9 protein-coding genes and 1 pseudogene are annotated in these 9,088 nt (G+C 65.4%); 3 read left to right on the forward strand and 7 right to left on the reverse strand.

All coding sequences use genetic code 11. The features are described 5' to 3' along the window. The first annotated feature begins 101 nt into the window (after positions 1-101). Positions 102-2,471, forward strand: coding sequence for a TonB-dependent receptor (locus tag ACZBJS_RS09760; protein WP_253625569.1), 2,370 nt, complete (start codon positions 102-104; stop codon positions 2,469-2,471). 175 nt (positions 2,472-2,646) lie between these two features. Here ACZBJS_RS09760 and ACZBJS_RS09765 read toward each other — a convergent pair whose 3' ends face one another. The 3 genes from ACZBJS_RS09765 to ACZBJS_RS09775 all read right to left on the reverse strand — a co-directional run bounded on the left by ACZBJS_RS09765 (position 2,647) and on the right by ACZBJS_RS09775 (position 4,118). After that, complete coding sequence (locus ACZBJS_RS09765; RefSeq protein ID WP_016839733.1) at positions 2,647-2,964, reverse strand: EthD family reductase; 318 nt, start codon at positions 2,962-2,964, stop codon at positions 2,647-2,649. Positions 2,965-3,077: 113 nt separating this feature from the next. Further along, positions 3,078-3,590 (reverse strand): GNAT family N-acetyltransferase, encoded by a 513-nt coding sequence (locus ACZBJS_RS09770; protein WP_463438666.1) that lies wholly within the window; start codon positions 3,588-3,590, stop codon positions 3,078-3,080. A gap of 39 nt (positions 3,591-3,629) precedes the next feature. Continuing rightward, positions 3,630-4,118, reverse strand: coding sequence for an NUDIX domain-containing protein (locus ACZBJS_RS09775; RefSeq protein ID WP_016839736.1), 489 nt, complete (start codon positions 4,116-4,118; stop codon positions 3,630-3,632). A 147-nt stretch (positions 4,119-4,265) separates the two neighbouring features. Here ACZBJS_RS09775 and ACZBJS_RS09780 point away from each other — a divergent pair, with 147 nt between their 5' ends. Beyond that, complete coding sequence (locus ACZBJS_RS09780) at positions 4,266-5,153, forward strand: metallophosphoesterase family protein (RefSeq protein ID WP_463438667.1); 888 nt, start codon at positions 4,266-4,268, stop codon at positions 5,151-5,153. On the opposite strand, the gene ACZBJS_RS09785 is transcribed toward ACZBJS_RS09780, so the two are convergent. From ACZBJS_RS09785 to ACZBJS_RS09795, 3 genes are all read right to left on the reverse strand, one after another. Continuing rightward, positions 5,150-5,896 carry a glycine-rich domain-containing protein gene (locus ACZBJS_RS09785; RefSeq protein WP_463438668.1) on the reverse strand — a complete coding sequence of 249 codons (747 nt, stop codon included), beginning with the start codon at positions 5,894-5,896 and terminating at the stop codon, positions 5,150-5,152. The genes ACZBJS_RS09780 and ACZBJS_RS09785 overlap by 4 nt on opposite strands. 21 nt (positions 5,897-5,917) lie before the next feature. Beyond that, positions 5,918-6,493, reverse strand: a complete 576-nt coding sequence (locus ACZBJS_RS09790; protein WP_057016972.1) for a hypothetical protein — start codon at positions 6,491-6,493, stop codon at positions 5,918-5,920. A 212-nt stretch (positions 6,494-6,705) separates the two neighbouring features. Continuing rightward, positions 6,706-6,915, reverse strand: coding sequence for a DUF4170 domain-containing protein (locus tag ACZBJS_RS09795; protein ID WP_016839740.1), 210 nt, complete (start codon positions 6,913-6,915; stop codon positions 6,706-6,708). Between the two features lie 425 nt (positions 6,916-7,340). Here ACZBJS_RS09795 and ACZBJS_RS09800 point away from each other — a divergent pair, with 425 nt between their 5' ends. Further along, positions 7,341-8,783 carry a helix-turn-helix domain-containing protein gene (locus ACZBJS_RS09800; protein WP_463438669.1) on the forward strand — a complete coding sequence of 481 codons (1,443 nt, stop codon included), beginning with the start codon at positions 7,341-7,343 and terminating at the stop codon, positions 8,781-8,783. A 209-nt stretch (positions 8,784-8,992) separates the two neighbouring features. On the opposite strand, the pseudogene ACZBJS_RS09805 reads toward ACZBJS_RS09800, so the two are convergent. Further along, positions 8,993-9,088 (reverse strand): annotated as a pseudogene (locus ACZBJS_RS09805) (IS5/IS1182 family transposase); the annotation flags it as partial.

A 9,088-nucleotide genomic window follows, 5' to 3' on the forward strand; every position in this document is an offset into this window, starting at 1 on the left:
CCTGAGCGGACGGCCGCGTCACATGCGGCCTGCTCCAGCGGGGCAAATCGGGATCGATCCGTCATTTCGACGGGCCCTGGATCGGGACTTGGATCGGGACAATGACACTTCAGAAGAAACGAGCATTCCACATCGGGAGCGCGAGCTGGCTATTGCTGGGCGCAATGAGTAGCGGCGCGCTGGCCCAGGAGACGCCGACGCAACTGCCTGACATCACCGTGACGGCGCCGAGCCCGATCCAGCGGCACCGGACTGCGCCGACGCGCACGCCGACCCGTGTTGCTCGGGCTGCGCCGAGCCGCAGCCGCGAACGCGCCGCCGCGGTACAACCGGCGCCCGCAGCGGCGGCGCCAGCACCGCAGCAGGGCGTGCTGCCCGTCGTCACCGATCAGTTCGCCACCGTCACCGTGATCCCGAACGAGGAACTGCGGCGCTCCGGCGCCGCCACGCTCGGCGATCTGCTGTTCTCGAAGCCCGGCATCACCGGCTCGAGCTTCGCCCCCGGCGCATCCAGCCGGCCGATTATCCGCGGCCTCGACGTCAACCGCGTCGGCATTGTCGAGAATGGTCTCGGCGGTGGCGGCGCCTCGGATCTTGGCGAAGACCATTTCGTGCCGATCGATCCGCTCTCGACCAATCAGATCGAGGTGGTGCGCGGCCCGGCCGCGCTGCGTTACGGCTCGACCTCGATCGGCGGCGTAGTGAGCGCCACCAACAACCGCATCCCCGATGCGATGCCGACCTGCACGGCGGCGCCGTTCCAATCCTACGGGCTGCCGGTGAAGGCGCCGCTGGCCGATGCCGGCGGCCCGGGTTGCCTCAATGTCGAGACCCGCACGTCGGTTAGCTCGGTCAATCGCGGCGTCGACGGCGGCATGCTGCTGGACGCCGGCGGCAACAATGTCGCCGTGCATGCCGACGTCTATGGCCGCACCACCAGCGACTACAGCATTCCGAGCTACCCTTATCTGTTCGTCCCGGGCCAGCCGTTTAATGGACGCCAGCCGAACTCCGCGACGCAGTCGGACGGCGCGTCAGTCGGCGCCTCCTATTTCTTCCAGGGCGGCTTTATCGGCGCGGCGATCACCCAGAACGACTCGCTCTACCACATCCCCGGTATCGACGGCGCGGATCACCAGACCCGGATCGACGCGCACCAGACCAAGATCGCGGTCAAGGGCGAGTACCGGCCCGATGCCGCGGCGATCGACGCCGTGCGGTTCTGGGTCGGCGCGACCGACTATCGCCACAACGAGATTGGCCTTGCCGATCCGGCCGATCCATTGAGCGACGGCGTGAGACAGACCTTCACCAGCAAGGAGCAGGAGGCGCGCGTCGAGGTGCAGATGATGCCGTTCAACGCGCGCTTCGCCACCGTGACCACGGCATTCGGCCTGCAGGGTGGGCACCAGGAGCTGACCGCCCCGAGTCCGGACGATCCGACCAGCCCGCTCAACGGATTATGGGACCCCAACAAGAACAACAGGGTCGCCGGTTACGTGTTCAACGAGCTGAAGTTCACCGACACCACCAAAGCACAGATTGCCGGGCGGATCGAACACGTCGATCTTTCCGGCACAACGCCGGCCTTCATTCCCCCCGTGTTCGACGTGGCCACCGACCCCGCAAGCATCGGTCCAGCGACACCGCAAAATCCCAGTTTCACACCCAAGAGCGGCAGCATCGGCTTGATCCAGAATCTGCCGTGGGATCTGGTAGCAAGCGCGACCGCCCAATACGTCGAACGCGCGCCGAAACCGGCCGAGCTCTTCTCGCGCGGCCCACACGATGCGACTGCCACGTTCGACATCGGCAATCCCAATCTCGGCATCGAAACCGCAAAATCGATCGAGATCGGACTACGGCGGGCGACCGGACCGCTGCGGTTCGAACTCACCGGCTACTACACCAGGTTCGACGGCTTCATATTCCGCCGGTTGACGGGCAACACGTGTGACGAGAGCGCGTGCCAGCTCGGCCCCGGCCTCGAACTGAACCAGGCGCGCTACTCGCAGCGCGACGCGATCTTCCGCGGCGCCGAATTCCAGAGCCAGCTCGACATCGGCCCGCTCAACGGCGGCATCTGGGGCATCGAGAACCAGTTCGACGTGGTGCGCGCGACCTTCACCGACGGCACCAACGTGCCGCGGATTCCACCGGTGCGGCTTGGCGGCGGCTTCTATTGGCGCGACAGCAACTGGCTGACCCGCATCAATCTGGTGCACGCCTTCGCGCAGAACGACATCGCTGTCATCGGCGAGACCCCGACCGCGGGCTACAATCTCCTCAACGCGGAGATCACCTACAACACCAAGCTCACTTCGTCATGGATCGGCGCACGCGAGATGACGCTTGGTCTGGTCGGCAACAACCTGCTCAACCAGAACATCCGCAACTCCGTTTCTTATACCAAGGACGAGGTGCTGATGCCGGGCCTCGGCATACGGGCGTTCGCCAATCTGAAGTTCTGAGCCAAGGTCATCCCTCTGCCGCCAGCGGCAGAGGGATTTATCGCGTAGCCCGGATGGAGCGCAGCGCAATCCGGGAGACTGCTCCCGCGGTGAGACTGATCCCGGATTTCGCTTCGCTTCATCCGGGCTACGAGCGTCTCTGAGGGGAGCCGCGTAACCTGCTCGGTCTGGACGATCAGTGGCCGACGACGACTTCGCTGATCTGGATCACCGGCTGCAGATCGGTGTAGTTCGGGATATCGCCCATGATCTCCTGGGCGTGCTTGCCCATGCCGGCCGCGAAGGCCTCAACCGAGTCGCAGAAGATGTGGCACATTCCGACATAGGTTGCGGGTTGCCCCGGTGCGCCGCCGGCGAGACCCTTGTCGACGGTGTAGTATTTGCACGCGTCGCCAAGGCGCGCCTTCACCAGCGGCATGTGCTTGTCGCGATAATAGTCGTGATCAAAGCGTGCGCCTGGATTGTTCGGATACATCACACTGACTTTGATCATGGCGCGCACTCTCCCTGTTGATATGACATGCGCCGGTCTTGTCCCGGCGCTTGCCTCAACTGTGCTTCAGTTTCCGATGGTGCGCAACCGTTCCGGCACCGCTCGCGCGGATGTCAGATCGCCTTGCTCCAGTCCGGCAGGATTGGCCCGGACACGCCCTCGGCCGCGCCGTTGACCAGTTCCATGACAAGCAGGCGACTGTAATCGACCGGGCCGGGCATGGTCATCCGCCCCTTCGGGACCGGCTTGAAGCCGACCCGCGCGTAGTACGGCTCGTCGCCGACCAGCACGATCAGCCGATGGCCCTTGGCGCGGGCGTCGTTGATCGCACGCTCGAGCAGCGCACGGCCGACGCCGCGGCTGCGGAACGGCGGCTCGACCGTCAACGGCCCAAGCATCAGGGCCGGCGTATCGCCGATCGTGACCGGCAGCTGGCGCACCGAGCCGACCAGCAGCGTGCCGATCCGCGCCGTGAAGGAGACATCGAGCAAATGATCGACATGCTCGCGCAGCCGGTAGGCACTGAGCACGAAGCGGCCAGGCCCGAAGGTGCGCTCGTGCAGACGCTCGATCGCCTGGGCGTCTTTCGGGGTCTCGGGCAGGATGGTCAGGGACAATTCGGTCATTGTGGGGCGCGGGATAGCATCTGGCGCGGGCGCGGTCCATCACCGCCATGTCGCCGTCGGCGGCTTGCCCTCGAGCACCTCCGCGATCCGCAGCCGCGTGCCCGGGGTGGTCTCGTCAGGCAGATCAGCCGGATCGAAGAAGCCGCAGGCCACGATCTCGCGATTCGGCTCCGGCAGGCGGTCCTGCCGGTAGTTCCTGACGACGTAGACCGCGACATGATCGCGCGGCGAGACGTGGCTGTTGTGGAAGATGCCGTGCAGCACCGGCTCGCCCTTGAGCTCGATCCGCCCCTCCTCCTCCAATTCGCGCCGCAGCGACTCGATAAAACTTTCGCCGACCTCGACCCCGCCGCCAGGCAGATACCAGCCATGGACGTAGCTGTGCTTGACCAGGAACACCCTGTTGTCGGCATCGAGCACGACGGCACGGACCCCGAGCGTCATGCTGCGGACGAGCCGCCAGTAGAAATGAAACACCCATCTGATCTGCGGCTCGTAGCGCTTGCGTAAATCGAGCAGGACCGTCACTGAACCCTCGACATCATGGTGTTTGATCCGTGCTTTGATCCTTGCGCGCCTGCGCAGCTCTTGCCAATACAGGGCAGGACGTTCGGGATAGCACGACATGACCCGCTGCCGGCCACTTTTCGCGGACAATCCGAAGGGAATCGCATGATGGCGGCGTTCCGCCTCGCGCATCTGTCGGACCCGCATCTGCCGCCGCTGCCGGTGGCGCGGCTGCGCGATCTCGCCGGCAAGCGCGCCTTCGGCTATCTGAACTGGACGCGCAACCGTCACAAATATCACCGCCGCGACGTGCTCGACGCGCTGGTGTCGGACATGCAGGCGCAGCAGCCGGACCACATTGCCGTGACCGGCGACCTGGTCAATCTGGCACTGGATGCCGAGTTCAATCCGGCCCGGCAATGGCTGGAGGGGGTAGGTTCGCCTGCCGACGTCACCGTGGTCCCCGGCAACCACGACGCCTATGTGCGCGCGACCCGGCATCGCTTCGTCAGCCACTTCGGCGACTATCTGCGCGGCGACGCCGACGGCGCGGCAACGCATTTTCCGTTCGTGCGCCGCCGCGGGCCGCTGGCGCTGATCGGCGTCTCCTCGGCGGTGCCGACCCCGCCGCTGATGGCGACCGGCTGGCTCGGCCATCCTCAGCTCGATGCGCTCGACGCGATTCTCGCGCAGCTGTCGCGGGAGGACGCCTTCCGCGTCCTCCTGGTGCATCACCCGCTGCACTCCGACGGCCGCGCCAAGCGGCTGACCGATTCGCATCAGCTGCTGGCGCTGCTCAGGCGCCACGGCGTCGAGCTGGTGCTGCATGGCCACGACCACATCCATTCGACGATGTGGTTCGACGGCCCGGAGCGGAAGATCCCGGCGATCGGCGTGCCGTCGGCATCGGCGCTGGCGCGCAAGCACTATCCGGCGGCGGCCTACAATTTGTTCACGATCGAGCGTGACGGCAATGCGTGGCGCTGCGAGCAGACCGTGCGCGGGCTCGGCGAGCACGCCGGCATTCGCGAATTGAAGCAAGCACGACTTTCCTAATCGCCGCCCCCGCCGCCGCCACACCCACCGCCGCAGCCGCCTCCGCTGTCGCCGCCACCACCACCGCCGTCACCGCCATCGCCGCCGCCACTCCCGTCGCTGCCGGCATCGCCGAAGCCGGCTGACGATCCGTCGATCGAGGAGTCGGAGAAATCGCCGCCGCAATAGAGACTGCTGCCACCGATGCCGCTGCGGCGCAGCGCCTCGCAGTCGGTGTGATAGATGAAGCCGTTCGCGATGTTCAGCTTGGCGTCGAGCGCGAACAGCAGCGGCAGCCGGGTCGGCCTGACCGGATCGATGTTCTCGTATTTGCAGCAGTACCACCAGACCCGGCGCAGCCCCTCATTGCTCCTGCGCCGCTCCTTCACCAGGACGACCGCGGGGGTGTGATGCAGGAAGCCGCCGAAGGCGCGGCGGCAGAACGCGTCGTATTCGCGGGTGTAGAGGATGAATTCGTGCCAGAGGTCGTCGGCCGCTTGCGAGGGCATCGAGACGTAACGCTTGCCGCTCATCAGATAGGCGAGGAAGAACTGCCGCAGGCCGCGCGAGACCAGCGCGCTGTCCTTGCGGGTGAAGCCGGGGTGACGCTTCTCGAGCCGCGCCAACAGGCCCGCCGGCCAGTGAAAGGTGCGGATGTATTCGGCACGCCGCAACGTTTGCCACTTGCCGAACAGCACGGCGCTGCCGACCACCGCGGCCGCCGCCAGGACGCCGAAAAATGCCGAGGCGGGTGTTATGACCACGATGCCCCGCCCCTTGAGCGGCTAGAAGTTTTGCAAGCTCGCATACAGCGCGAGACCGAACAGCGCGAGCGCGCCCATGACGAAGCCGAACACGAACATGCCGATCCCGCCGCGGCGCCTCGGCGTCACCACCGGGACGGGCGGCGGCGCCGGCGGCTCGGCAACCGGAAGCGGCGTTGCCACCATCGCATGCTCGCGCTCGATCAGGCGGCGCGCGACATAGTCGGTGACGGCATCGACGATCGCGGCCACGTCATGCGATTCGGCGAGCACGATGCGGCCGAACCTCGTGTCCTGCACGAAGCGGTAGATCCGCTTGTCGCGCCCCATCAGCACATGCGCGACGACGTCGATCCACAGCCGCGGCGTCTCGCCCTGGCTGATGCCGCGGTCGAACAGATCGACCTTGTCCGGCACCTGCGCGAACAGCGGATCGAGCGCATCGTTGAGGATCTCGAGCCGCGCCACCTCGGCGTCGCGCAACTCGACGACGACACCGGTGCGATCGGCCGCCTCGATCCGCGCCCGTCGCAACGCCTCTCGCAGCGTCGGCCGCATCTCGCGCGCCTCGCTGCCGGTGTTCTGCGGATCGGACATGCCTTGCGGTCTCGTGGTGACGGGTTTCCTGCGCATTAACCTATCAGCAACCAAGATGTCCGCAAAGGGCGTTGGTTCCCAAGCACTTAGGCCGCCACTTATCCCCAGATCAAAGATACCTGACGCTGTCCCAAAAGCGGTCGACCCCACCCGGATGAACCGGATGGGGCCGCCGTCCTTGGACGTTTTCTTAGCTCTGAAAATTCTGGCGCTCAGGCCGAAACCCGCGACGGCTCCTCGACGATGGAGAAGCGCACGCCGGCCTTGTGGCGGCTCTCTTCCGAAACTTCCTTCCAGCACTCTTCGGCTTCCTTGCGGGTCTTGAACGGACCGCGGACCTGGGCCGAGCCTTCGACGAGCTTGTGGAAGTTCATCGACCCGAACTCTCCGCCGATCACCCAGAAATTGCTGCCCTTGCTCATCGTCAGTCTCCCTCAAAAAATCGGGCTGCCTTTGCCCAGCCGCCTGCACCTTGATCTCCGCAATCTACTCATATCGACATTCTTGACAGAGTATTGCGAATTGCGTGTCTCGAGATAAACGCGAAAACGCGAAGTTCGTACAGATGCCTTGTTTTTTATTGGTGATGTCATGTAACATCTGAACTTGTAATAAATGTCGATTTGTAAATTATGTCACAAAATAGGTCAGGAAGCCTGCCATGCCCGCCGGTTTTTCTTCTCCCTCTCCCCGTTCTTCGTGGAGAGGATTGGGGTGAGGGGCTGTCTCCGCAGCGAGACTCGCGGAGGGTCCCCCTCACCCGGATCGCATCTAGCGATGCGATCCGGCCTCTCCCCGCGCGCGGGGCGAGGCGGTCAGAATTTGCTGCGGCAAGCGAGACCAACCCGTGCCCGGTGAATCCGGAAAGAAGCTGTTCGTCGGTCCGCGCTTCCGGCGGATCCGCCAGCAATTGGGGCTGTCGCAGACCCAGATCGCCGAGGGGCTCGGCATCTCGCCCTCCTACGTCAACCTGATCGAGCGCAACCAGCGCCCGGTGACGGCGCAGATCCTGCTGCGGCTGGCCGAGACCTACGACCTCGACTTGCGCGACCTCGCCACCGCCGACGAGGACCGCTTCTTCGCGGAACTCAACGAGATCTTCTCCGATCCCCTGTTCCGCCAGATCGACCTGCCGAAGCAGGAGCTGCGGGACCTCGCCGAACTCTGCCCCGGCGTGACGCACGCGCTGCAGCGGCTCTACGCCGCCTACACCGAGGCGCGCCGCGGCGAGACGCTGGTGGCGGCGCAGATGGCCGACCGCGAAGGCTCGCAATTCGACGCCAATCCGATCGAGCGGGTGCGTGACCTGATCGAGGCCAACCGCAACTATTTTCCGGAGCTCGAGACCGCCGCGGAGAATTTGCGCGACGAGCTCAACGTGCCGACCGAAGGCCTGTTCACGGCGCTGACCACGCGCCTCCGCGAAAAACATTCGATTCTGACCCGCGTGATGCCGGTCGACGTGATGCGCGAGACGCTGCGCCGTTTCGATCGGCACCGCCGGCAGCTCTTGATCTCCGAACTCGTCGACAGCTCCGGCCGCAGCTTCCAGCTTGCGCTGCAGATCGGCTTTGTCGAGTGCGGCGCCGCGATCGACACCATCGTCAACCGCGCCGGCCCGCTCGACGACACCGCGCGCCGGCTCTACCGCATCACGCTCGCCAATTACTTCGCAGCCGCCGCGATGATGCCTTATCAGGCGTTTCATTCCGCAGCCGAAGCCTTGAGCTACGACGTCCATGTGCTGGCGCAGCGCTTCAACGCCGGCTTCGAGCAGGTCTGCCACCGCCTCACCACGCTGCAACGGCCGAACGCGCGCGGCGTGCCGTTCTTCCTGCTCCGCGTCGACAATGCCGGCAACGTGTCGAAGCGGTTCTCCTCCGGCACCTTTCCGTTCTCCAAGTTCGGCGGCACCTGCCCGCTCTGGAACGTGCACTCGACCTTCGACATGCCGGACCGCCTGCTCAGCCAGGTGATCGAATTGCCGGACGGCACGCGCTACTTCTCGATCGCGCAGATGGTGCGCCGGCCGGTGGCGCCCTACCCGCAGCCGCAGCCGCGCTTTGCGATCGGGCTCGGCTGCGAGATCCGGCATGCGGCCAAGCTCGTCTATGCCACCGGCATGGATCTGGAAAAGGTCGAGGGTACCCCGATCGGCGTCAACTGCCGGCTTTGCGAGCGCGAGAATTGCAGCCAGCGCGCCGAGCCGCCGATCACACGCACCCTGATCCTGGACGAGACCACGCGGCGCGTGTCCTCGTTCGCGTTCTCGAATGCGCGGGAGTTGTGAGCCAAGGATCAATCCACCGATCAATCCACCGCGGCAAAGGCCTTGCACCAGCCGTCCTTGCTGATCGCACCTTCGACCACCTTGCAGCCATCGGATGCGACGAACGGCGTGCACATCTCCTGCACGAGGCGCTGGTCCGGCGCGGCGCCTGGCCGCCGAAAACGGAGGAGGATTCGACCGAGGACGACGTGCGCTAGGTGGTGTGGACACTAGCGCATCCATAGAACAATGGCAGCGAGAGTGACGACGGCCCGGTAATTCCGGGCCGTTTTTTCGAAGCGGGTTGCGACACGTCGGAACTGCTT

Source organism: Bradyrhizobium sp. KZN70725 (assembly GCF_055264925.1).